Here is a 21,491-nt window from a genome sequence, read left to right as displayed (position 1 = left end):
GTCTTGGTCTGCTTCGGCCTTCCAGGCGGTCGCACACTCGCCAGCCAGTTTGAGGCCGCAAACGACAGGCACAACCGATAGGGGTCAGGATTGCTTGCTGCAGTGAGACAGTGAGCGTGACCCTGGTCTTGGAGCGGAGGCATTCATGCGATTTGCGGGTCGGATCACTGAGTGGAACGATGAGAAGGGGTTTGGCTTCGTCGTCCCCAACGGTGGAGGCACTCGCGCCTTCGTTCACATCAGCCAGTTCCAGGGTCGAATCCGTCGGCCCGCTGTGGGCGACCTCATCTCGTATTTGCCAGTAGTTGATGATCGCGGCCGCACGAAGGCACAGCAGATTCGCCCCGCGGGGACGAAGGTCAAGGCGGTTCGGCCTCCTTCGCGCGTGTCGCGCGGTGCGTTGGGGGCCTGTGTGCTTGCGTTGGCCTCACTTGCGTACGCAAGTGGTGCGCTTCCGGTCCCGCTGCTGGGAATCTATTGGGGCGCCAGCGTGCTCTCGTATCTGCTGTATGGATGGGACAAAGCTGCCGCGCAAAATGGTCGCAGGCGCGTGCCTGAGAGCAATCTGCACATCGCAGCTCTGCTTGGCGGCTGGCCCGGCGCGCTCGTTGCCCAGCAGCAGTTCCGGCACAAGACGATGAAGCAGTCGTTCCAGTTCATGTTTTGGGTGACCGTTGTTGTGAACCTGGCCGCTTGCGTCTGGTTCGTCAGGTCGGGACTGGCTGGCGAGTTGAGTCAATCGTTCGTGGCCTGACCGAGAATGGGGCTGTCCGCAAAGGTGTCACGGACGAACGGCTGGACTTTACACTCGAGTCAGCATCATTCGAACCTGATTCCTCGTTTGCCAGCGCGCGCCACGACCGAGAGCGGCCGAGCGCGAGCGAAATTCGAGGTGTCTGATCAGCCTTTTGCGCGGGTCATGCGATGCTCGATTGTCGCGATCCTGCCACGGCGTGCGCGCACGTGTGCGGGAATACATCCGGCTGGAACCTGGTGTCTGAAAGAGTGGCACCTATCTTCCGAAATTTGCTTGTGTCACACCCGATGTGATTGACTGACAGGTTATGGGTGCAAACTCGTGACTGTTGGAACCGGAGTTTTATGGCGATTGGTGTCTGGATCAGTTTGGGGCTTTATTTCGCGTTGATGCTGGCTATCGGCTTCTACGCCTACCGCAACTCGACCTCGTCTTCGGAGGAGTACATCCTCGGCGGACGCAAGCTATCACCGGCGGTGGCGGCGCTGTCTGCCGGGGCTTCGGACATGAGTGGCTGGTTGCTGCTGGGATTACCCGGAGCGCTGTTCATCAGCGGTCTGGTGTCGGCCTGGATCGGAATCGGCCTGACCTTGGGCGCGTTGGTGAACTGGATCGTGGTCGCACCGCGGCTGCGCGAGCAGACCGAGCGCTACGACAACAGCCTGACCATCCCGCAGTTTCTCGCCAACCGGTTTCCCAGCCGGGCGATGGCATTGCGCGTCGTTTCCGCGGTGATCGTGGTGGTGTTCTTTTCCGTGTACACGGCCTCGGGTCTGGTGGCGGGTGGCAAGCTTGCCGAAAGCGCGTTCAGTTCCGTACTGCAGTTCAGTCCGATCACGACCTACGCCACAGGCGTGACGCTGACGCTTGCGGTGGTGCTGGTGTACACCGTGATTGGGGGTTTTCTGGCGGTCAGCCTTACCGATTTCTGCCAGGGTGTGATCATGATGCTGGCACTGATCATCATGCCCGTGGTGGTGCTGTTCGGATCGGGCGGCGGTGGCCTGGAACAGGCGTCGGCCACGCTCGCGACGGTGGACCCGAACTATCTGTCCTGGTTTTCCGGGCTGTCGGTTGTGGGGTTTCTGTCGGCCATCGCGTGGGGCTTGGGCTACTTCGGACAGCCGCATATCATCGTGCGCTTCATGGCCATCCGCTCCATCAGGGAAGTTCCCAGAGCGCGCAACATCGGCATGTCGTGGATGGTGATTTCGGTAATCGGGTCACTCAGCCTTGGCATATTCGGGCGTGCCTATGCGGTGCGCAACGGGATTGAGGTTGCGGACCCGGAAACGATCTTCATCCTGCTGGCGGACCTGCTGTTCCATCCGCTGGTCACCGGCTTCCTGTTCGCGGCATTGCTTGCGGCCGTGATGAGTACGATTTCCAGTCAGTTGCTGGTGGCCTCATCCTCGTTGACCGAGGACTTCTACCGGTTGTTCCTGCGCAGGCATGCGAGCGAGAAGGAAGCGGTACTGGTCGGTCGCCTGAGCGTGTTGCTGGTCGGCATCGTTGCGGTCGTGATCGCATGGGATCCAGGGTCCAAGGTGCTTGGCCTGGTCAGCCACGCCTGGGCCGGCTTCGGCGCAGCGTTCGGTCCGCTGATCATTCTGGCGCTCACCTGGAGGCGAATGACCGGTGCAGGAGCGGTCGCCGGCCTGGTGGTTGGTGCGCTGACCGTGATGGCGTGGATTGCGATGGGCTGGAATGCGAGTTTCCTGGGCGGTCCGGGCGTCTACGAAATCATCCCGGGCTTTGCTGCCGCGTGGGTTGCCATCTATCTCGTCAGCGTGGCCACCGAACGACAAGGCGAATTCCGCCCGGTACCAGCGCAATAGGGGCCGAGAATGGGGTCGAGTTCACTTGGTCCCACTCTTTGGCGAGAAAATTGACGTCCGGAACAGTTTCTTCGACTTCAATGTAGTCGAACGAACGTCTGTCACGACATGCGCTCCGCAAGCGTGACAGGCGAGGCCCTGTATCAACTCCAAGAATGTCCATCCTCGTCACCCAGGAGCCGCCTATGCCTTCGCGCACTGCTTCCTGTTCTTGCGGCCAATTGGTCGCGACAACTTCGGTCGAGCCAATCCGCGTCTCGGTCTGTCATTGTCTCGCCTGCCAGCGCCGGACGGGCAGCGTGTTTGGCGTGCAGGCGCGGTTTCCGGCCAACGCGGTGATTGTCACGGGACGCGCGAAGCAGTTCGTGCGGGTCGGGGATGAAGGGGGGCGAGCCACGTTCAACTTCTGTCCCCATTGCGGTTCGACCATCTATTACACGATCGAAGGCACGGAGCAGACCATTGTCATCCCGGTCGGTGCCTTCGGGGATCCATCCTTCCCCGCACCCACCTCCTCGGTGTACGAAGACCGCAAGCACGCTTGGGTGAGCCTGCCGCAAGGCGTGGAGCATATGGTTTAGGGCGAAACTTGAGGACAAGCGATGACGTCAGGAACGATCGGCCCTGATTGGAGCGCAGAGGCGCGCTATTTCGTCATTCGTGCGGACGCAGGAATCCAGTGCCTCTGGTCTTCAGTGAGCACCAAAGACTTCCGGATGCTCCGCCTCCGCGAAGGTGACGAATTCAAGTCTGTGCCCTTCACTTCAGAAACCACGTTTCTGCCCGTCGCCTTCACCATAAAAAGACCACCTCCACGCTATGATCCGAGGTCAAGCAAAACCAACTAGAGGGCCTGACCATGATCGACCCCCGAAGCCTACCTCGCGGTAGCAATCCCGCCCCCATCAGCAATCCGGCCGCAGCCAGGAAGAAAGGGCATCCCTGGGCCTGGATCGTTGGCATCGTTGTCACGTTGCTGCTCATCTGGGGGCTGTTTGGCATGGACCATCTCAAGCTCGACGTGGAACCGGCAGCGGCACCCGCGACCACCTCCGCCATTCGCTAGGAGCGGACAGCATCGACCTGACAGGTTGGAGGTAGTCGGGTCCGCTTGACTACCTCTACCACTCACTGACGGGCGGCTCAATCTCGCCCATGCGCCCGTTGGGTTTCGCCGTGGCGGCGGCGCAAAAGTTCTGCCGGATCTGTTTAGGCGTCTTGGCGTCGATGCTCTTCCGGTAGTGGCAGACGCCAAGACGTTGAAGTCGACCGATGTGAGCTGACGTCCACTTTGCGCCTGAAGCACCAAGCGCACTCCAATGGAGATTTGTTTCACCCACGGATGGGCCTTGATGTGCATGCCCAAAGCGGCAAGAGAGCAGGGCGATCTACTGGTTCAACTTGCTGCGTGCTCTCTCGAGCTCCTCATTGCCTTCCAGATCCTCTCGGGACAGATCGGTCAGTATGCATCGGCCATCGATCACATGAAGTCCGTCCAGGCCGATGCATTGATCTGCCGTTGACGGCATTTCGCATCCGATGCCCGGTCGCCACACCGTATCAGCGGATTGCGCGCACAGGTGCGCTGTCATCCTGCAGTGGCCCGTATCTGCCAGCCATTGACCTTGGGCAGCCTGACATGTCCATGCAGCGTCGAGATCGATCGCGGAGAGTTCCGCGATCACGCACTGGCCGTTCGCTGCGGCAACACCGCTGGTGTTGCTGCAGCCATCATGTGCCGAGGTAGCTGTCGTGCAGCCGGTGTGTTTGTCCCACGAACCGCCTATCGCAGTGCAGGTCGACGGCGTGATCCTGCAGCCTCGGGGATCGCCCAGCCACTTTCCCTTCAGTTGCCGACATTGGAGCGCGCCTGTTTGTACCTGGCCCTCGCCCCGATTGATTGCCTCCTCACGCTTCTGGGTACGGTCGCAACCGGCCGACACGACCAAGGCCAGGCACAACGCTGCCAAGACCATCCGGAAATCTCTCATGTCCGCCCCTCGTTCTTGGGTGTCGCGTGCCCGGGAAAACGGTACCACGGCGCAAGGATGCGGTACCGAAGAGAGTTGACAAGGGCGAGGCATTCCGACGAGCCGAAGTATTCCGCCTTGTCCTCGTGCCGAACTTACCCTTCGCCGATCCCTTCCACGGGCTTCTTTGCGCTGCCGGCGCGGACCTTCTGTTCGATCTGCTGGCCCAGGCCGGCGTCGACGCTCTTCCAGTAATCGAAAGCACGTTCCAGTACCGGGCTGCGGACACCGCCGAGCAGACTGCCGGCGACCTGTTCGACGCATTGCGCCCGTTGGGCGTCGTTCCAGACTTCGCGCACCAGAGTTCCGGCCTGGCCGAAGTCGTCATCCTCGGCGTGCAAGGTATAGGCACTGCGCACCATTTCGCCGTCGGTTTCCCAGCCGTCCGCTACCGGGCCGGTTTCATCCGACCAGCCGCGGCCACCGCTGTTCGGTGCATGCACCGGCGCGTTGCCGCTGTGGTGATAAGTCATCTGGCCGTCGAACATGTACGTGTTCACCGGCACCTTGGGCTGGTTGACGGGCAACTGGTGGAAGTTGGTACCGATACGGTTGCGTTGGGCGTCGGCGTAGGCGAACGCGCGGCCGAGCAGCATCTTGTCCGGTGACAGCCCGATGCCGGGTACGGTATTGCCCGGCGAGAAGGCTGCCTGTTCGATCTGCGCGAAGAAGTTCTCCGGATTGCGGTTCAAGGTCATCGCGCCGACCTTGATCAGCGGGTAGTCCTTGTGCGACCAGGTCTTGGTGAGATCGAACGGATTGAAGCGATAGTCCTTCGCTTCGGCATACGGCATCACCTGCACCGACAGGTCCCACACGGGATGCTCGCCGCGCTTGATCGCCTCGAACAGGTCGCGTCGGTGATAGTCGGCATCCTGGCCTGCCATCGTGGCGGCTTCGGCGTTACTGAAAAACGCCATGCCCTGGCGCGTGTGGAAGTGGTACTTCACCCAGAACTTCTCGCCGGCGGCGTTGATCCACATGTAGGTATGCGAACCATAGCCCTGCATGTGCCGCCAGGTACGCGGCAAGCCGCGCTCGCCCATGAGATAGGTGACCTGGTGTGCGGTCTCCGGGTTGCTGGTCCAGAAATCCCATTGCATGTGGTTGTCGCGCAGGCCCGAATCCGGCAGGCGCTTCTGGCTGCGGATGAAGTGCGGAAACTTGATCGGGTCGCGAATGAAGAAGATCGGCGTGTTGTTGCCGACCAGGTCGTAGTTGCCTTCTTCGGTATAGAACTTCAGCGAGAAGCCGCGCACGTCGCGCCAGGTATCCGGGCTGCCCATTTCGCCGGCCACCGTCGAGAACCGCGCCAGCATGTCGGTGGATGTGCCCTTTTGAAACAGGGCGGCTTTGGTGTAGGCGGAGACGTCCTCGGTGATCTTCAGTACACCGAACGCGCCGGCGCCCTTGGCGTGCGGCTGCCGCTCAGGCACCTTCTCGCGGTTGAAGTGCGCCATTTGTTCGAGAAAGTGCACGTCATGCAGAAGGATCGGGCCGTTAGGGCCGATGGTCAGCGAGTTTCGATCGCTGATGGCGGGAGCACCGGAACCGGTGGTGGAACTGCCTTTGGGCTTGTTCGGGGAATCTGACATGGCTGCTTTCCTCTGGGGCTGACGGGGGAGGGAGGAGGAGTGCGTCGCCCCAGTCTGCCCGCAACGAGGCGCGCAGGCCATTTGATTCTTTCAATCGCCGCGATAGGCCGCAGGGTGGCTCGGAATGATGACGCCACTCACCCGTCTGGCTGGTGCGTATTCCTGCCGGACGGATGAGTGGCAATCAGCTGTACGCCATCCAGGGCACGTGACGGGTGAGGTCAATCTTGGGATTTGGCGATGACTTGCCCGTCATTCGGATCGACCAGCAGGTCGACATCGTCGCCATGGGCGTTCTTTGCGTCAGCACTCCACAAACCATCGTCGAATTCGACATCGGTGATGTTCTGATAGCCGGCTGCGGCGAGCTTGGCGCTGATCTCGTCCTTGTTGAGGTTGGAGGGTGCATCGGCCGGGTACACCGTGCCGTTCACCGGCCCCACGGCAATTTTCACCCATTTGTGGTTGCCGCCTCGGGCCTTGCTGCGCCAGACGCCGTCCTTGAACTCAAGGCCTTTCACTTCCTTGTAGCCGGCGCTGGCGATGGCGCCTTTGATCGCCTCTTCGCTGAGCGCGCCAGCTGGTGGTTCAGTGCTCCAGGTGGTGACGGTGGTCATGGTCTGGGCCGTGGGTGCCACTGACTGGTTGGTGGCAGGGGCTACTTGCGCCGCGGCGGCGCCGCAAACGGTCAGGCCAATCAGCAAGGGAAGGCTGCGTTTGATCATCGTGTACTCCTTGGAACGTTCAAGTGCGAGGGACTGGCGCCAGCTAGCGCAGGATCAGTTCGAATGCGTATCTGCGGTACCGCGCCGAGCGGATTTGCACGATTTCCATGGGAACATCCGGTCCGGGAGGAACGCGTGAAATCAGCCGCGATTCGTGGCCTTGCGTCGGCGGCGGTTCATGAAGGTGGACGTCGTGTCATCGAGTTTGCTGATCGCCAATTCTTCTGCTGCACGTGCCAGTCCGCCTTTTCGCCCGACATGTCCCCGTGTTGAGGATCCCTGCCGCGAAAAAGCGCCGACCCGCCATTCCGGACTCAGCCGCGCCAGTTCGCGTGCCGTTCCCAGAACTCCACGCTGCGACGGTACGATTCGCGCTCCAGTGGCACCCCGGAGCCGCCTTCGTCCACGCCCAGCGCGTTGCGCAGCATGGTGATCGGCACCATCGGGATCTCGGCCGGTTCGGCGGTGTAGAGGCAACCGACCACGCCCCAGTTGGCGTCGATGGGCGAGCCTTCCTTCGCCAGTTGTTCACGACTGTAGAGTATCGGCAACAGATAGTTCGCCTTCGGCGGGTCGATACCTTCGAACCAGCGCACCAGCACTGGCAGCTCTTCCGTGCTGCGCGCTTCATAAGCCGAGCGAAGCAGCTGCCGGTTGGCCTCCGTGATGGGCACGGCGGTGCAGCGGGTGCTGGTCCAGTTGCGGTGCACGTGCAGGCGGCAGAACGGCGCATAGCCTTGCAGCACCTCGAGCGGCGCCTCGTCGTTGAGGCGCTGCTCAAACTCCTCGGCGCTGCAATCCTGGATAGCGCTGCGTCGTCTGTCTTTGCGCGGAAACAGTCGGGTGCGGGCGAAGGGAGTCAGGACGATGGACATGGCGTTCAATGGGCGGCGTATAGACTCAAGAGATTAACGCGTGGGTTGCTGCAGGTCTGCCGCGATCCTCAGGCGACGAACTGCAACCGCGCCAACTCCGCATACAAGCCACCCTCGGCCAGCAGGCTCGCGTGCGTGCCCTGCGCCACGATACGGCCGCCGTCCAGCACCACGATGCGGTCGGCGCGTTGCACGGTGGCAAGGCGGTGAGCGATGACCAGGGTGGTGCGACCTTTCTCCAGGCGTTCGAGGGCTTGCTGGATCGCCGCTTCGGACTGCGCGTCGAGCGCGGAGGTGGCTTCGTCGAGCAGCAGCAGCGGGGCATCGCGCAGGATCGCGCGGGCGATCGCGATGCGCTGACGCTGGCCACCGGACAGGCGTACACCGCGTTCGCCCATTTCAGCGTCGTAACCCTTGTCCAGGTTGCTGATGAAGTCGTGCGCTTCGGCAGCCTGGGCTGCCTCGCGCACCTCCTCGTCGCTGGCGCCGTCGCGGCCGAATCGGATGTTGTCGGTGGCGCTGCCGCTGAACACCACGGTTTCCTGCGGCACGAGGGCGATGGCGCCGCGCAGGTCGGCGAGCGTCACGGCACGCAGGTCGATGCCGTCGATGCTGATGCTGCCGCGCTGCGGATCGTAGAAGCGCAGCAGCAGCGAGAATACCGTGCTCTTGCCCGCCCCGGAGGGGCCGACCAGCGCCACGGTTTCCCCGGGACGCACGTCGAGGGTGAAGTCGTGCAGCGCGGCCGCGTCCGGACGGGTTGGATAGTGGAAACTGACCTGGTCGAAACTCAACGCGCCACTGACCGGACGCGGCAGGGTGCGTGGCGGGATCGGGTCGACGATCTCGGCGCGTTCGTCGAGCAGTTCGCCAAGACGTTCCATCGCACCGGCCGCGCGCAGCACGTCACCCCACACTTCGGACAGTCCGGCCACCGAGCCGGCAGCAAAAACGGCATACAGCACGAACTGCCCGAGCACACCGGGGTCCAGCGTGCCGGCCAGCACGTGACGCGCGCCGGCCCACAGCACCAGGGTGATCGCACCGAACACCAGCACGATCACGGCCATCGTGAGCAAGGCGCGCATGCCGATGCGTCGCCGTGCGGTGGCCAGCGCGCGGGTGATGGCGCTGCTGTAGCGCGTGCTCTCGATGTCTTCGCGGGCGTAGGCTTTCACCGCGGTGGAGGCGTTGAGTGTTTCGTTGGCGATGGCGGCAGCGTCGGCCAGGCGATCCTGGCTGGCCCGCGACAGCTTCTGCACGCGTTTGCCAAAGACGAGAATCGGCAGCATGACCGCCGGAATGACCAGCGCGGTGAGTCCGGCCAGCGACGGTGCAGTCCACACCATCGCCACGGCGGCGCCGATCAGCATCACCGCGCTGCGCAACGCCACCGACACGCCGGAGCCGATCAGCGCCTGCACCACTTCGGTGTCGGCGCTGAGGCGCGACAGCAGCTCGCCCACGCGGCTGCGCTCGAAGAAGCCGACGTCGAGTCGGATCACCTGTGCGTAGAGCGTCTGTCGCAGCGAGGCCAGCGCGCGTTCGCCAAGCAAGGTGATGCAGAAGTAACGGGCTGCGGTGGCGACGGCGAGCACCAGGGCCACGCCGAACAGGGCGATGAATGTCTCGTTGATCGCGGTGTGGCTGGCGTGGCCGAAACCCTTGTCGATGATGTAGCGAAACGCCAGTGGCAGGCTCAGGGAGGCACCCGAGGACAGCGCCAGGAACACCAGCCAGCCAATCGCCAGCTTGCGATGCGGTTTGATGAAGGGCCAGAGTCCGCGCAGGGCGCCGATACGGCGGGCGGAGCGGGGCGTGTCGGCCGTGGTGTGGCTCATGAATTCTCGCAGGCTGCTGGGGAATGGCGCGGGTACCGCCTGGACGCGGGCCGAGCAAACCTAGGTGGGGCGTGGCACGGCTTATTCAATCCTCGTGTTTTGTTCGGGGGTGTGCAGAACAGAACCTCCAGTGCTTCCGCAGCGCGATTCTCTCGCCGGCACTTTGTGCCGGATCGGCGGGCGGAGCCCGCCCTACGCGTGGCGTCAATCCAGTCTGCGGGCCGTGCTGCGGCCGCGGCTGATGTCGCTGATCAGGGTGGTGGCCGCTTCGACGCGGTCGTCCGGCACGCACAGTTGCAGTGCCACGCCGTCGGCGCCGAAGTGTTCCTGTTCGACTTCGGCTTGCAATTCCTTGATGCGGGCCTTGAGCAGACCCAGCTCGGCGAACTCGACTTGCACGCTGAGCCGCGCCGTGGCCACGATCGCCACGCGTTCGGCCTGGCGCAGGCATTCGGCGGCGGTGCCACCGTAGGCACGTGCCAGGCCGCCGGCACCGAGCTTGATGCCGCCGTACCAACGCGTGACCACGACCACCACACGGTCCATGCCCTGGCCCTCGATCGCCTGCAGGATCGGACGCCCCGCCGTGCCACCGGGCTCGCCATCGTCGTTGAAGCGGTAGTCCAGGCCGATGCGGTAGGCCCAGCAGTTGTGGGTGGCATCGGGGTCGGATACGTCACGCACGAAACCCAGCGCCTGTTCACCCGATGCGACCGGGCCGGCGATGGCGAGGAAACGGCTCTTCTTGATCTCCTCCTCGTGCCGGCATGTTGCCGTCAGGGTCGAGAGGCGCTCACTCACGGGAGCCTCGATTCACTTGAACTTTCTCCGTCATTCCAGCGAAAGCTGGAATCCCGTGCCGTCTGAACTCGACGAGCTGGAGTCGCTGGATCCCGGCTTCCGCCGGGATGACGGTCGATTGAGGCTTTCGATACCCGCTCACGGTTCGCCCGAAAGTCTGCGCAGGTCCTCCGGGATATCCCATTGTGGATGGGCAAGGCGAAACGCCTGCAGGCGCTGCCTGGCTTCGGCTTCGTGGTGTTGTTGCACCAGCAATTCAATTTTGGCCAATTCCTGTGCCGGCGTGTCGTCGGGGTGAGCGGCGGTGAAGTTGTCTTTGCTTGCCGGGCCGGCGGGAGGCGCGCTCAGCGAGACTTCCATGACAGGCGGAGGGGGCGGGGCGGCCGAGAACTTGGCTGCGGCCTGTTTCGGTGCCGATGCCGCGCGCTTTTCGAGCACGGCTCTGCGCGTGGCGTTCATGGTCGCGGCATCGTCGTGCGCGAGCGGCTTGTCGCTCAATTTGTACGGTGGGGCTGCCGACGCGGGCGCGATGGGCTTCAGTCCCGGCAGGGCTGCTGGCGGTAGATGGTTTGCCTGCTTTTTCGTTCGCATGGGCGCAAGATCCTGTGTCTCCGCGGAGCTGGTCAGCGCGGACTGCCGCGCCTGACTTGTCTCTGGCGCGTCGGGTGGGGTGGCGGGTGCCGACGCCTGCATCGCGCCGGCGGCATCGGTGGCTGCCACAGCCTCGGGGCCGGATGTGGGCATGGCGCGCATGTGCCAGGCCAATCCGGCGACCAGCACCAGGCTGGCTGCGCTGCCCAGTGCAACCACCCAGCGCGGGACGTGTCGACGGCGACGGTGCGAGCCTGATTCGACCGAAGCGATGGCTCGCGAGCGGGCGGCGGAACGGGACGTGGGATGCACCCAGTCGCCCGACTCGCGTGGCCCCCGGCGTCGCTCGACCAGCGGCTTGTCGTCTTCTTCCAGCGCCTGCGCCGCAGCCCGCAGCACCGCCGCATCCAGCGCCGGGCCTGGCTCGCTCTGCGGCAGGTGCCGGTACAGCGCGACCAGCTCGGCTTCGCCGGGCAGTTTGTCGTCCGCGGTGGACGGGTCGGTCGGTGGCAAGGGCGTGGTCATTCGGTCAACACTTCACGTAGGCGGGTCATGGCGTAGCGCAGGCGCGATTTCACTGTTTCGCGGCCGGTGCCGGTCACCGTGGCAATCTCCTCCAGACTGAGTTCCTGCTCCAGCCGCAGCAGCACGGCGGTGCGTTGTTCCTGCGGCAACTGTTCGATGGCGCGCTGCAGATTGCGCCGACGCTCGAACTCGGACAGCGCATGATCGGGTTGTTCGCGCTCCGGGCTGGCCACCTGCGCCAGCACCACTTCGGCTTCGTCGCTGCCGGCCATCGGACGCTGGCGGCGCAGCCCGTCGATCATCAGGTTATGCGCGATTTGCAGCAACCAGGTGCTGAACTTCGCCTGCGGTTGGTAGCGTGCGCGGGCGCTGATCACCCGGCTCCAGGTTTCCTGGAACAACTCGTCGGTGCGATGCGGATCGCGCACGCTGCGCAGCAGGAACCGATACAGCATGCCGCGATGTTTCGCATACAGCGCCTCGAACGCGGCAAGATCGCCGTGTGCATAAGCCAGCATAAGCACCGCATCGGGGTCGACCGCAGCATCCATGGGGTGCGAGGGTAAGCCAAATCGCAGTTGATCGGGTAGGTTGCGTGGCTCGGGCAGGGTGGGTTCCAACCCCGCCGCGTGCCTGCAGCGGGGGAAGAGGGCAGCAGGGAGGTTGGCTGCGATCATCGCTGCGATCCACGCGACGGGGTCGGAATGCTCACCGGATGGCGGTGTTGCGGGCTGGTTGACCCGGCGTCGCCAGGCCTTCGGCCAGTTTGACCAACTGCACGAAGCCGGCCCGGTAGCCATCGACGTCGTTGCCGCGCGCGCCATGGGCGAGTCGGGCGATCTGCTGGTAATCGAAACCATCCAGGTACTTGCCACCGCGCAAGGCGTCGGCAAACGCGGCCACCGCGGCGGCATAGCGCAGTCGTTCACTCGGCCGCGATTCGGGCTGCGCGGCGATCGGTCGTTCGATCAGCTTGCTCTGCGACTGCCCCGGCAGCTTGTAACGCAGGCGCAGGAAGGCCAGTTCGTTGCCGCGCGTGGCCGGCTCGGCGTGATCGCCGTAGCGCAACGGGTCGATGCGCGCGGCAGTCGATCCGGTCGGCGTGATCTCGTAGATCGCGGTGACATTGGCACCGGCGCCGATCTCGCCGGCGTCGACCTTGTCGTTGTTGAAGTCTTCGCGCTTGAGCATGCGCTTCTCGTAGCCGATCAGGCGATACTCCTGCACCTGCGCCGGGTTGAACTCGATCTGGATCTTCACGTCCTTCGCGATGGTCAGCAAAGTCGCCGACATCTCGTCGACCAGCACGCGGCGCCCCTCCTGCAGGCTGTCGATATAGTGGTGGCTGCCGTTGCCGGCATCGGCCAGCATCACCGCCATGGCGTCGTTGTAGTTGCCTTGGCCGAAACCCAGCGTGGTCAGCGCCACGCCGCTCTTGCGGTGGTCTTCGATCGTGGTCTTCAGCGCTTGCTGGTTGACCGTGCCGACGTTGAAGTCGCCGTCGGTGGCCAGAATCACCCGGTTGACGCCACCCTTGATGAAGCCTTGTTCGGCCTGTGCGTAGGCCAGATTGATGCCGGCACCGCCATTGGTGGAACCGTTGGCGCCGAGACTGTCGATGGCGGCATCGATGGTGGCGTGCTGGTCGCCGGTCGTGGAGGGCAGCGCCACACCCGCGTAGCCGGCGTAGGTAACGATCGCGACGCGATCCTGCTGGCGCAGTTCGCGCACCAACTGCTTCAGCGAGGCTTGCAGCAGCGGCAGTTTGTCAGGCGAGTTCATCGAGCCCGAAGTGTCGATCAGGAACACCAGGTTCGAGGCGGGGATCCCGGCCTTCGGCACGCGATAACCCTGGATGCCGACCAGCAGCAACTGGCGTTTCGCATTCCATGGTGCCGGTGCCAACTCGGTGGTGATGCTGAAAGGTTGCTCACGGCCGGCTGGCGGCGTGTAGCCGTAATCGAAGTAGTTGATGAACTCCTCGGCGCGCACCGCATCGGCCGGCGGCAACATGCCCGCGTTCAACATGCGTCGCACATTGGTGTACGAGCCCGTATCGACGTCGATGCTGAACGTTGACACCGGCTGCTCGCTGACCCGTTGCACCGGGTTGGTGTCGCGGTGGGTGTAGTTCTCGCTGTTGATGGTGCCAGGCATGGGCTGCACCGGCATGGGCATTGGCATGTAGCCCATGTTTGTCATCTGACGCTTCGCGACGGCCTGCATGACCATCGGGGCAGGTCGGGGCGGTACAGTGGTGCTGAATTCGCTCAGCACCGGCGGTGCCGACGTCTCCTGCAGGTCGTCCGTCTTGTCGGTTCGTTTGTCCTGCCCATCTTTCTCGGTCGGGGCAGCTGCCGGTTTCACTGGCGGAGGTGTGGCGCCTGGGACCTGGCCGCGCCTGTCTTGGTGGACGGCGGGCTCGGATCCGGGCCTGGACGTACTGCAGCCGGTGATGATCACCAGCAAGGCCAGCAGCAGGCTGCGCAGCAGGGCTTTCAGTTTCACGGGGCGTTTCTCCTCTTCGGTGGTGAAAGGTGAAACGTCGCGGGAAGGGAAACGGGGTCAATCGCCGGGCGTCGCGGTAGCATGGCGTCCCTGTACACCATTCCGCGGAACCCCATGATCAACAACGACGTACTGCGCGCCATCCGTTACATGCTCGATCTCAGTGACGGCAAGGTGGCCGAGATCATCCAGCTCGCGGATCCGGCCGCGACTGTCACCAAGGATGACGTGCAGGCGATGTTGCGGAAGGACGACGACCCCGGCTATGTCGAATGCAGCAACAAACAGCTGGCCGTGTTTCTCGACGGACTGGTGTTCTACCGGCGTGGCAAGGACGACAGTCGACCACCGCGTCCGCTGGAAAAGCGCGTCACCAACAACGTGGTGTTGAAGAAGTTGCGTGTGGCATTCGAGCTCAGGGACGTGGACATGCACCAGATCATGGAGGCCGCCGACTTCCCGGTGACCAAACCCGAACTGAGTGCGCTGTTCCGCCAGCCCGATCACAAGAACTTCCGCCTGTGCGGCGATCAGTTGCTGCGGAATTTCCTGAAGGGGCTGACGATGCGCGTGCGCGGGGTGGAGTGAAGACGCCTCCCGTGAATTCCGCGGCGTGCCGGCAGATGTTCCGTAGGCCACTCAGGGGATAAGCGAACCAGGCACCGGATTGCGGAAATCTTGCGGCGCGAGGTTCTGCGTCAGGCGGAACACGCCTTCGTGGACTTTGCGCGACAGCACCACGTCGAGCACGGTGGTCTGGTGCGCGCCGAGGGTGGTGAGCAGGTTGTCGCCGGGTTTGCTCTGCGCCACAGCGTGATGTACCAGACCGGTCAGGTCGACCGGGTGCACGCTCGCACCGTAGGGCGCGTGGCTTGCCACGGCGGGGCGCAGCGTTTTGCGGCTGTTGCGTGGGTCGGCCACCCGGTCATCGCCGGCGAGCAAGCTGTAGTCGAGGAACAGCGACACGGTGGTGCGTTGTTTGGAATTGGCTTGGCGATCAAGCATGAAGCCTGCCGGCATCAGGTCGGCGCTCGCCTGCATTCCGGCGGTGAGCAGGAAGCCGGCGCCGGTCAGTGGTTCGCCGGCTTCGTCGGTGAGTCGCACGATCAACATGCTGCGCGGGTCGTGGATGTGAACGCGTGGTGCGAAGGGACCGGCTGGTTCGAGTTCCACCTTGTTGGCGTCGCGCGTGGCGTTTTCGGCATCGAACGCGTCGCACAGGGCGGTGTAGCTGGCTGCATCACGAATCGACAGGCAGCGCAGGATCGCCTGGACTGTCTGCGCTGCGGCATGAGCCATGATTCCGTGCGCGTCACCGGAGTGCGAGGCGCCCGCAATCATCTTGAAGGCGCAGCGTGGGCCGCGACTGACGTTGAGCATCAGCGTGTCGCCGTCGCCATCGCCCGGTGGTGACAGCACCGCATGGCGGGCGTTGAGGTTGGCCGCGGCGATGCGCACCACGCCGTCGGAGCCGTCCTCGCCGGTGTAGCTGTTGAGGTGGTCGTACAAGGCCCGGTCGGGGCGATCGCCGATCAGCACGAACTGGAACTGTCCGTGGGTCAACGGGTCCGCGCTGTGGATGTAATCCAGATTGAGCGACAGTGAGGCGGCGCTGCCCAACTCCAGCCAATCCAGGATGCGCTGCCCGGGCTCTACCCCGGAGAACCAGGATTTCAGGCGGCCGAACACGCCCTTGCCCAGTTGTGCCAGGGCGGAGCCGAAGTTTGCCGGTGCCAGCATCACCAGGTGGCTGAGCCGTATCGTGCTGTAGACCGCCGGTTTGTCGCGTTGCGCGCGCAGCCACTCGCGCACTACCGGGCCGCCGGTGGAATGGGTGATGCAGGCGAAGCTGGCGTCGAGCAGATGCAGGTCGCGCAGCGCGTGGTCGAACCCGCGCACCAGGTCGGCCATGGTCACGGCGTCGTCGAAACTGACGTACTCGGACAACCAGATGTCGGCCAGGGTCAACGACAGGCCGGCCGCGGCAGCCTGCTGTTGCAATTGCTGCGGCATCTGGCCGTAGGTCGAGGTGTTGGTGACGCTCCAGCCGTGGACGAACACGAGGGTGGTCATGGCTCAACTCCGATGCAGTGGTCCGATTCCGCCGGGGTTTGCACGCTATGTCGGCATAATGGCACCGACATCACCCGCGCTCCAGAGACCCCGTTGATGACCGTGAACGTATTGCTGATCCTGCTTGCACTGGCAGTCGTGCTGGCACTGTTGAAGTGGCGACGCTGCAGTCGCGCGCTGCTGGCGCTGGCAGTGATCGTGTTGCTGGCGGTCGGTTGCGGCCCGCTGCCGAACTGGCTGCTGGCTCGACTGCAGGCCGATGTCGCGGTGGAGGCGCCGGTAGCGTGGGGCCAGCGCAATGCCATCGTGCTGCTGGGCGCGGGCACGGTGCGGGTGGCGACAACCGGCAAGGTCGAGCCCAGCCTGTTTGCCTACGGCCGCATCGACAAGGCCGCGGCCATGTATCACGCATGCCGGCTGCAAGCCGCACGCGCATGCAAAGTCGAAGTCAGTGGCGGCGATGCACGCGGGCTGGGCCAGCCGGAGGCGTCGGTCTACGCCGCGGTCCTGCGGCGACTCGGTGTCGATGCCGGGGATTTGCTGCTTGAGCCGCGCAGCATGAACACCTGGCAGAACGCGCAGTTCAGCGGCCCTTTGCTGAAGGCCTATGCTGCGGATCGGGTGTTGCTGGTGTCCTCGGGCTTCCACCTGCGCCGCGCGATGTTGTATTTCACGCATTTCGGCATTCACGCCACGCCGGTGCGCGCCGACTACGTGAGCGCGATCACCTCATGGAAGCCGCTGTCGTACAACTTCACCATGGCCGACCTGGCCTTGCACGAATATGTCGGCATCGCCCGCTACCACTGGTACAACGCGATGGGCTGGAACGTGCAGGCGACCAAACCCGGCGCATTGTAGGGCGGGCACTGCCCGCCGCCCCTCACCTCGGGTGTCGTCCCGGCCTCAGGACTCCCGCATCACCATCAGCCGTACCTCGGTCATGTCCTCGATGGCGTAGCGCAGCCCTTCGCGGCCCAGACCGGAGAGCTTGATGCCGCCGTAAGGCATGTTGTCGACGCGGAAGCTGGGGATGTCGTTGACGATCACGCCACCTTGCTCCAGCTCGTTCCAGGCGCGCATCGCGTGGTCGAGGCTGTCGGTGAAGATGCCGGCCTGCAGGCCGTAGTCGGAATCGTTGACCGCCGCGATGGCTTCGTCGAATTTCTCGAACGGTGAGAGCAGGGCGAACGGGCCGAAGGCTTCCATGCGGTTGGCGTTCGCGTCGACGGGAACATTTTCCATCAACGTTGCCTCAAGCATGTTGCCGTCGCGCTTGCCGCCGCACAGGATCTTGCCGCCGGCCTGTTTCGCCTCCAGGATCCAGCCGTGCAGGCGCTCGGCGGCGGCTTCGTCGATCATCGGGCCGAGAAACACATCCTTGTCCTTGGGGTCGCCAGCCTTGAGCTTCTTGGTGGCCGCCACCAGCTTGCGCTTCAACGCCTCATAGACGTCGGCGTGGGCATAGATGCGTTGCACGCCGATGCAGCTCTGGCCGGATTGATAGAACGCGCCGAACACCAGTCGCTTGACCACCCGGTCGAGGTGCGGCCCCTGATCGGCATCGACGATGCACGCCGCGTTGCCGCCCAGTTCCAGCACCACCTTCTTGCGTCCCGCGTGTGCCTTCAGCTCCCAACCGATCTGGCCACCGGTGAAGGAGAGCAGCTTGAAGCGTTCGTCCTCGACCAGCGGCGCGGCGTGCTTGCCGTCCAGCGTGAGAATGGAGAACGCACCCTTGGGCAGGTCGGTCTCGGCCAGCACCTCGCCGATGATCAGCGCACCGATCGGGGTCTTCTCCGCCGGTTTCAACACGAACGGGCAGCCGGCAGCAATTGCCGGAGCCACCTTGTGCGCCACCAGGTTCAGCGGAAAGTTGAACGGTGTGATGAACGACACCGGCCCCAACGGCACTCGCCGGGTGTAGCCGTGATAGCCATCCAGGCGGCTGGCCAGTTCCAGGTTCAGTGTCTCGCCGTTGATGCGCACCGCTTCCTCGGCGCCGATCTGGAACGTCTCGATCAGACGGGTGACTTCGCCCGCCGCATCCTTGATGGGCTTGCCTGCCTCGATGCAAAGCGCCTCGGCCAGTTCGTCCCGGCGTTCCGCGAAACGCTTCGCGCAATGCTGCAGCACGGCCTGGCGTGCCCACGGCTTGAACCGGCGCATCGGACCCGTCGCTTTCACCGCGGCGGCAATCGCCTTCTCGACGGCCTTCGCGTCCGGCACGGCCACGCGCGTGGCGGGTTTGCCGCTGTACTTGTCGCGCACGACCAGATCGGTGTTGGGCTGCTGCGCCTGGTTGGCGAGGTAGTAGGGGTAGGCTTTCTTGAGCATGATGGGGCTCACCGACGAAATGACATCAAGGATAAGCACGCCGCACGTTCAGCGAATGTGTTCGATCAGCTTTTGTCGACCACGAGCGGCAGTTCGCCATCGGCCAATCGCGCGCGCAGCGAAGTGCCCGCGGCGACGTTTATTGCCGAGCGCAGCACGTGCCCGTCCGCGTCGAAGATGATCGCGTAACCCCGCTCCAGCGTGGCCAGCGGGCTGACCGCGTGCAGTGCGTGGCCGGCGTGGCGCAGCGTGGTGCGGCGACGTTCCATGAACTGTGCGATGGCTCGCCGCAGGCGCTGGTCCTGTTCGGCGAGCTGGCGTGTCAACAGCGACAGCCGGTTGCGCGGATGCTGGCCCAGCAATCGGGCGTGGAGGCGTTCGAGACGGCTGTGACGAAGCTGGTTCTGCTCGCGCAGGGTGGCCGACAGACGCTGCCGCAGATGCAGCAGGCGTTCGTGATCGCGGGCCAGTCGCGCCTGCGGTCGCTGCGCTTGCAATCGTGCCAGCAAGTGGTCGACGCGTTGTGCATGTGCTTGCAGTTTTCGCTGCTGCAGCGTGAGCAGGCGTTGTTGCACCTGGCGCAGGTGATGACCGATCGCCACGGCATCGGGTACCAACAGCTCGGCGGCAGCCGAAGGCGTGGGTGCGCGCAGGTCGGCGACGAAGTCGGCGATGCTGAAGTCGATCTCGTGCCCCACCGCGCTCACCACCGGAACCTTGCTGGCGTGGATCTGGCGTGCCACCGCCTCGTCGTTGAACGCCCACAGGTCCTCCAGCGAGCCGCCGCCGCGCGTCAGCAGGAGCACGTCGTAGCGTCGGCTGGCTGACGCCTTGCGCAGCATCGTGACGATGGCTGGTGGTGCCTCGCGTCCCTGCACCGGCACGGGCAGCACTTCGACATCGGCCAGCGGCCAGCGCCGTGCCAGCACGCTCAGCACGTCGCGTATGGCGGCGCCGGTGGCCGAGGTGATCACGCCGATGCGGCGTGCATAAGCGGGCAGGGCACGCTTGCGCGCCGCATCGAACAGGCCTTCGGCGTCCAGCCGCGCCTTCAGTTGCTCGAATTCGCGTTGCAGGGCGCCTTCGCCGGCCGGCTCCATGTATTCGGCGACCAGCTGGAACTCGCCGCGGGCTTCGTACAGGCCCACCTTGGCGCGCAGCAACACCTGCATGCCGTCAGCCGGACGGAAGCGCAATGCCGCGGCTTTCATCCTGAACATCGCGCAGCGCACCTGGGCGGCGTTGTCCTTGAGCGTGAAGTACAGATGGCCCGAGGCCGGCTTGGACACGTTCGACAGCTCGCCCTCGATCCAGACTTGCGGCAACGCATCGCCCAGCAGGTCGCGGACCAGCCGGTTGAGCGCGCTGGGAGTCAGGACATGCCTTGGCGTGGTGTCGTCAATGGAGGCGGGCATAGGGCTGCGAGCCTATCATGTCGGCAAGGGGAAGTCGTGCAAAAACATCCGTTTGGGACACTAAGCGGAGAAGTGCTCTGAGGTAACGGCGGTGGCGATCAGGGCTTTCCCGAGTCCATTTCGTCACGTATGCGCTGTTTGCGCACGCGCCATCCGCGAATACCCAGATTCAGCGCGAACCAGGCGCACAGCAGCGCGAACGGCCAGCCGATCCAGGCCGGCCAGAGGATGGCCACCACGGCCAGGGCCGCAAGCACCAGCGTGGTGACGAACAGCGGCCTGGCCGAGGTGTAGCCGAGCACGCGTCGATGGGTCAGTGCGGCACCCACGCTGTTGGCGATTCGCAGTGCGCCGGCGGCCGCGCGACCGGAACTGCCGCCGCCATGGCGCACCCGCGGCGGCCGCGTTTCGCTGCTGCGCACCCGCTCGCCGCGGCCGCGTCGACGGCGTGGCGCCAGCACGATCTCGGTGGCATGGGCCAGGTCGCGTTCGTACTGGGCGGCGAGTTGGCCGGCAAAATCGGCGTCCTCGATCGCCACGTCCAATTCCTGGTTGCTCAGCCAGCTGGCGATGTTGAGGTTGGAGGACCCCACGCGTGCCCATTGCCCGTCGGCCACGGCGGTCTTGGCGTGCAGCATCGAACCGTTCCACTCGAACACCCGGATGCCGGCCTTCAACAAGGGTCGGTAGCCCGAGCGCGACATCGCCGCCACGGCAGGGATGTCGCTGCTGCCCGGCACCAGCAGGCGCACGTCGACGCCGTCGCGTGCGGCTGCCACCAGTGCCTGCACATACGGAGCAATGCCCACGAAGTAGGCGTCAGTCAGCCACAGCGTCTTGCGGGCCAGCGACGCGATCAGCTGGTCCAGCCGGTACATGCCCGCGGTCGAGGGCTGGGTGGCGATCAAACGCAGGGACACCTCGCCCGGCGCCACGGAAGACCCGGTCGACGTCGGAAATTCGCGCAACGGTTCGCCTGTCTCGCTCCATGTTTGTGCGAACGCGGCCTCCAGCTCGGCCACGACCGGGCCACGCAGTGCCACGCCGGTATCGCGCCAGGGCGGCACGTTGCGTTCGGGATCACCCAGCCATTTCGCGCTGATGCACACGCCCGACAGAAAACCGATGTTGCCATCGACCACCAGTGACTTGCGATGGTCGCGGCTGAGCCAGCCCAACGGATGGCCGAGTTGCGGCGGGTTGTAGATGCGCACTTCGCCACCGGCGGCGCGCAGGGGCGCCCAGAAGCCGTTGCGTGATTGGCCCAGGCAGCCGACCCAGTCCACCACCACGGCGACGAAGACGCCTGCCTGTGCCCGTTCCACCAGTGCATCGCGGAACTCGCGGCCCACGGCATCGTCGCGCACGATGTAGTTCTCCAGCAGCACGTGTTGCCGCGCGCCGCGAATGGCTTCCAGCCATGCGGCGTAGTTGGCGGGCGCATCGATCAACAGCTCCACCGCGTTGCCACTGAGCAGCGGCGCGCCTGCGGCGCGACTGAGCGCCTGCTGGGCAAGCAGCCGGCTGGAGGACGAGGAGGGCAGCAGAGGGGTGGGCATGCCAGGAAGTGTAGGCGATGG

19 protein-coding genes are annotated in these 21,491 nt (G+C 64.6%); 6 read left to right on the top strand and 13 right to left on the bottom strand.

What is annotated here, in order from left to right:
• Positions 1-145: 145 nt before the first annotated feature.
• The 4 genes from AC0L58_RS08930 (at position 146) to AC0L58_RS08915 (ending at position 3,661) form a co-directional block, all read left to right on the top strand.
• Positions 146-754: a DUF1294 domain-containing protein gene (locus AC0L58_RS08930; protein WP_473682593.1), complete on the top strand. Its 609-nt coding sequence runs from the start codon at positions 146-148 to the stop codon at positions 752-754.
• 347 nt (positions 755-1,101) lie between these two features.
• Positions 1,102-2,595, top strand: a complete 1,494-nt coding sequence (putP, locus tag AC0L58_RS08925) for a sodium/proline symporter PutP (protein WP_473682591.1) — start codon at positions 1,102-1,104, stop codon at positions 2,593-2,595.
• A 185-nt stretch (positions 2,596-2,780) separates the two neighbouring features.
• Complete coding sequence (locus AC0L58_RS08920; protein ID WP_473682589.1) at positions 2,781-3,176, top strand: GFA family protein; 396 nt, start codon at positions 2,781-2,783, stop codon at positions 3,174-3,176.
• A gap of 278 nt (positions 3,177-3,454) precedes the next feature.
• On the top strand, positions 3,455-3,661 hold the full coding sequence (locus AC0L58_RS08915; RefSeq protein ID WP_473682587.1) for a hypothetical protein: 207 nt from the start codon (positions 3,455-3,457) through the stop codon (positions 3,659-3,661).
• Between the two features lie 322 nt (positions 3,662-3,983).
• On the opposite strand, the gene AC0L58_RS08910 is transcribed toward AC0L58_RS08915, so the two are convergent.
• The 9 genes from AC0L58_RS08910 to AC0L58_RS08870 form a co-directional block, all read right to left on the bottom strand.
• The gene (locus AC0L58_RS08910; RefSeq protein WP_473682585.1) at positions 3,984-4,586 is read right to left on the bottom strand and encodes a hypothetical protein; all 603 of its coding nucleotides are present in this window, start codon (positions 4,584-4,586) and stop codon (positions 3,984-3,986) included.
• A 134-nt stretch (positions 4,587-4,720) separates the two neighbouring features.
• Entirely contained in the window at positions 4,721-6,220 is a 1,500-nt protein-coding gene (locus AC0L58_RS08905; protein ID WP_473682583.1) for a catalase, read from the bottom strand.
• A 221-nt stretch (positions 6,221-6,441) separates the two neighbouring features.
• On the bottom strand, positions 6,442-6,945 hold the full coding sequence (locus AC0L58_RS08900; RefSeq protein WP_473682581.1) for a PepSY domain-containing protein: 504 nt from the start codon (positions 6,943-6,945) through the stop codon (positions 6,442-6,444).
• Between the two features lie 314 nt (positions 6,946-7,259).
• Positions 7,260-7,820, bottom strand: coding sequence for a DUF3228 family protein (locus AC0L58_RS08895; protein WP_473682579.1), 561 nt, complete (start codon positions 7,818-7,820; stop codon positions 7,260-7,262).
• Positions 7,821-7,888: 68 nt separating this feature from the next.
• Entirely contained in the window at positions 7,889-9,661 is a 1,773-nt protein-coding gene (locus tag AC0L58_RS08890) for an ABC transporter transmembrane domain-containing protein (RefSeq protein WP_473682577.1), read from the bottom strand.
• A 204-nt stretch (positions 9,662-9,865) separates the two neighbouring features.
• Positions 9,866-10,462, bottom strand: a complete 597-nt coding sequence (locus AC0L58_RS08885) for an IMPACT family protein (RefSeq protein ID WP_473682575.1) — start codon at positions 10,460-10,462, stop codon at positions 9,866-9,868.
• 138 nt (positions 10,463-10,600) lie between these two features.
• The gene (locus AC0L58_RS08880; RefSeq protein ID WP_473682573.1) at positions 10,601-11,578 is read right to left on the bottom strand and encodes a hypothetical protein; all 978 of its coding nucleotides are present in this window, start codon (positions 11,576-11,578) and stop codon (positions 10,601-10,603) included.
• A complete protein-coding gene (locus tag AC0L58_RS08875; protein WP_473682571.1) occupies positions 11,575-12,129 on the bottom strand; it encodes an RNA polymerase sigma factor in 555 nt (184 codons plus the stop codon). The genes AC0L58_RS08880 and AC0L58_RS08875 overlap by 4 nt, the downstream gene beginning before the upstream one ends.
• Before the next feature lie 157 nt (positions 12,130-12,286).
• Positions 12,287-14,086, bottom strand: coding sequence for a vWA domain-containing protein (locus tag AC0L58_RS08870; protein WP_473682569.1), 1,800 nt, complete (start codon positions 14,084-14,086; stop codon positions 12,287-12,289).
• 114 nt (positions 14,087-14,200) lie between these two features.
• On the opposite strand from AC0L58_RS08870, the gene AC0L58_RS08865 reads away from it, so the two are divergent.
• On the top strand, positions 14,201-14,674 hold the full coding sequence (locus AC0L58_RS08865; protein WP_473682567.1) for a YehS family protein: 474 nt from the start codon (positions 14,201-14,203) through the stop codon (positions 14,672-14,674).
• Positions 14,675-14,725: 51 nt separating this feature from the next.
• Here AC0L58_RS08865 and AC0L58_RS08860 read toward each other — a convergent pair whose 3' ends face one another.
• Positions 14,726-16,159, bottom strand: a complete 1,434-nt coding sequence (locus AC0L58_RS08860; protein ID WP_473682565.1) for a phospholipase — start codon at positions 16,157-16,159, stop codon at positions 14,726-14,728.
• Between the two features lie 117 nt (positions 16,160-16,276).
• Here AC0L58_RS08860 and AC0L58_RS08855 point away from each other — a divergent pair, with 117 nt between their 5' ends.
• The gene (locus tag AC0L58_RS08855) at positions 16,277-17,020 is read left to right on the top strand and encodes a YdcF family protein (RefSeq protein WP_473688652.1); all 744 of its coding nucleotides are present in this window, start codon (positions 16,277-16,279) and stop codon (positions 17,018-17,020) included.
• Positions 17,021-17,065: 45 nt separating this feature from the next.
• On the opposite strand, the gene AC0L58_RS08850 is transcribed toward AC0L58_RS08855, so the two are convergent.
• From AC0L58_RS08850 to AC0L58_RS08840, 3 genes are all read right to left on the bottom strand, one after another.
• Positions 17,066-18,496, bottom strand: coding sequence for an aldehyde dehydrogenase family protein (locus tag AC0L58_RS08850; protein ID WP_473682563.1), 1,431 nt, complete (start codon positions 18,494-18,496; stop codon positions 17,066-17,068).
• Between the two features lie 65 nt (positions 18,497-18,561).
• Entirely contained in the window at positions 18,562-19,911 is a 1,350-nt protein-coding gene (xseA, locus tag AC0L58_RS08845) for an exodeoxyribonuclease VII large subunit (protein WP_473682561.1), read from the bottom strand.
• A 98-nt stretch (positions 19,912-20,009) separates the two neighbouring features.
• Positions 20,010-21,470, bottom strand: coding sequence for a phospholipase D-like domain-containing protein (locus AC0L58_RS08840; protein ID WP_473682559.1), 1,461 nt, complete (start codon positions 21,468-21,470; stop codon positions 20,010-20,012).
• Between the last annotated feature and the right edge of the window lie 21 nt (positions 21,471-21,491).

This window comes from Rhodanobacter sp. G2-10, from assembly GCF_055809185.1.
This window is presented reverse-complemented; position numbering and strand designations above follow the sequence as displayed.

What these genes read in the sequence shown, in the direction of transcription:
- AC0L58_RS08850 (WP_473682563.1), bottom strand. Translation starts at nt 18,496, where the DNA reads ATGCTCAAGAAAGCCTACCCCTACTACCTCGCCAACCAGGCGCAGCAG.
- AC0L58_RS08875 (WP_473682571.1), bottom strand. Translation starts at nt 12,129, where the DNA reads ATGGATGCTGCGGTCGACCCCGATGCGGTGCTTATGCTGGCTTATGCA.
- AC0L58_RS08895 (WP_473682579.1), bottom strand. Translation starts at nt 7,820, where the DNA reads ATGTCCATCGTCCTGACTCCCTTCGCCCGCACCCGACTGTTTCCGCGC.
- xseA (WP_473682561.1), bottom strand. Translation starts at nt 19,911, where the DNA reads ATGCCCGCCTCCATTGACGACACCACGCCAAGGCATGTCCTGACTCCC.
- AC0L58_RS08900 (WP_473682581.1), bottom strand. Translation starts at nt 6,945, where the DNA reads ATGATCAAACGCAGCCTTCCCTTGCTGATTGGCCTGACCGTTTGCGGC.
- AC0L58_RS08880 (WP_473682573.1), bottom strand. Translation starts at nt 11,578, where the DNA reads ATGACCACGCCCTTGCCACCGACCGACCCGTCCACCGCGGACGACAAA.
- AC0L58_RS08860 (WP_473682565.1), bottom strand. Translation starts at nt 16,159, where the DNA reads ATGACCACCCTCGTGTTCGTCCACGGCTGGAGCGTCACCAACACCTCG.
- putP (WP_473682591.1), top strand. Translation starts at nt 1,102, where the DNA reads ATGGCGATTGGTGTCTGGATCAGTTTGGGGCTTTATTTCGCGTTGATG.
- AC0L58_RS08910 (WP_473682585.1), bottom strand. Translation starts at nt 4,586, where the DNA reads ATGAGAGATTTCCGGATGGTCTTGGCAGCGTTGTGCCTGGCCTTGGTC.
- AC0L58_RS08930 (WP_473682593.1), top strand. Translation starts at nt 146, where the DNA reads ATGCGATTTGCGGGTCGGATCACTGAGTGGAACGATGAGAAGGGGTTT.
- AC0L58_RS08840 (WP_473682559.1), bottom strand. Translation starts at nt 21,470, where the DNA reads ATGCCCACCCCTCTGCTGCCCTCCTCGTCCTCCAGCCGGCTGCTTGCC.
- AC0L58_RS08920 (WP_473682589.1), top strand. Translation starts at nt 2,781, where the DNA reads ATGCCTTCGCGCACTGCTTCCTGTTCTTGCGGCCAATTGGTCGCGACA.
- AC0L58_RS08890 (WP_473682577.1), bottom strand. Translation starts at nt 9,661, where the DNA reads ATGAGCCACACCACGGCCGACACGCCCCGCTCCGCCCGCCGTATCGGC.
- AC0L58_RS08865 (WP_473682567.1), top strand. Translation starts at nt 14,201, where the DNA reads ATGATCAACAACGACGTACTGCGCGCCATCCGTTACATGCTCGATCTC.
- AC0L58_RS08905 (WP_473682583.1), bottom strand. Translation starts at nt 6,220, where the DNA reads ATGTCAGATTCCCCGAACAAGCCCAAAGGCAGTTCCACCACCGGTTCC.
- AC0L58_RS08915 (WP_473682587.1), top strand. Translation starts at nt 3,455, where the DNA reads ATGATCGACCCCCGAAGCCTACCTCGCGGTAGCAATCCCGCCCCCATC.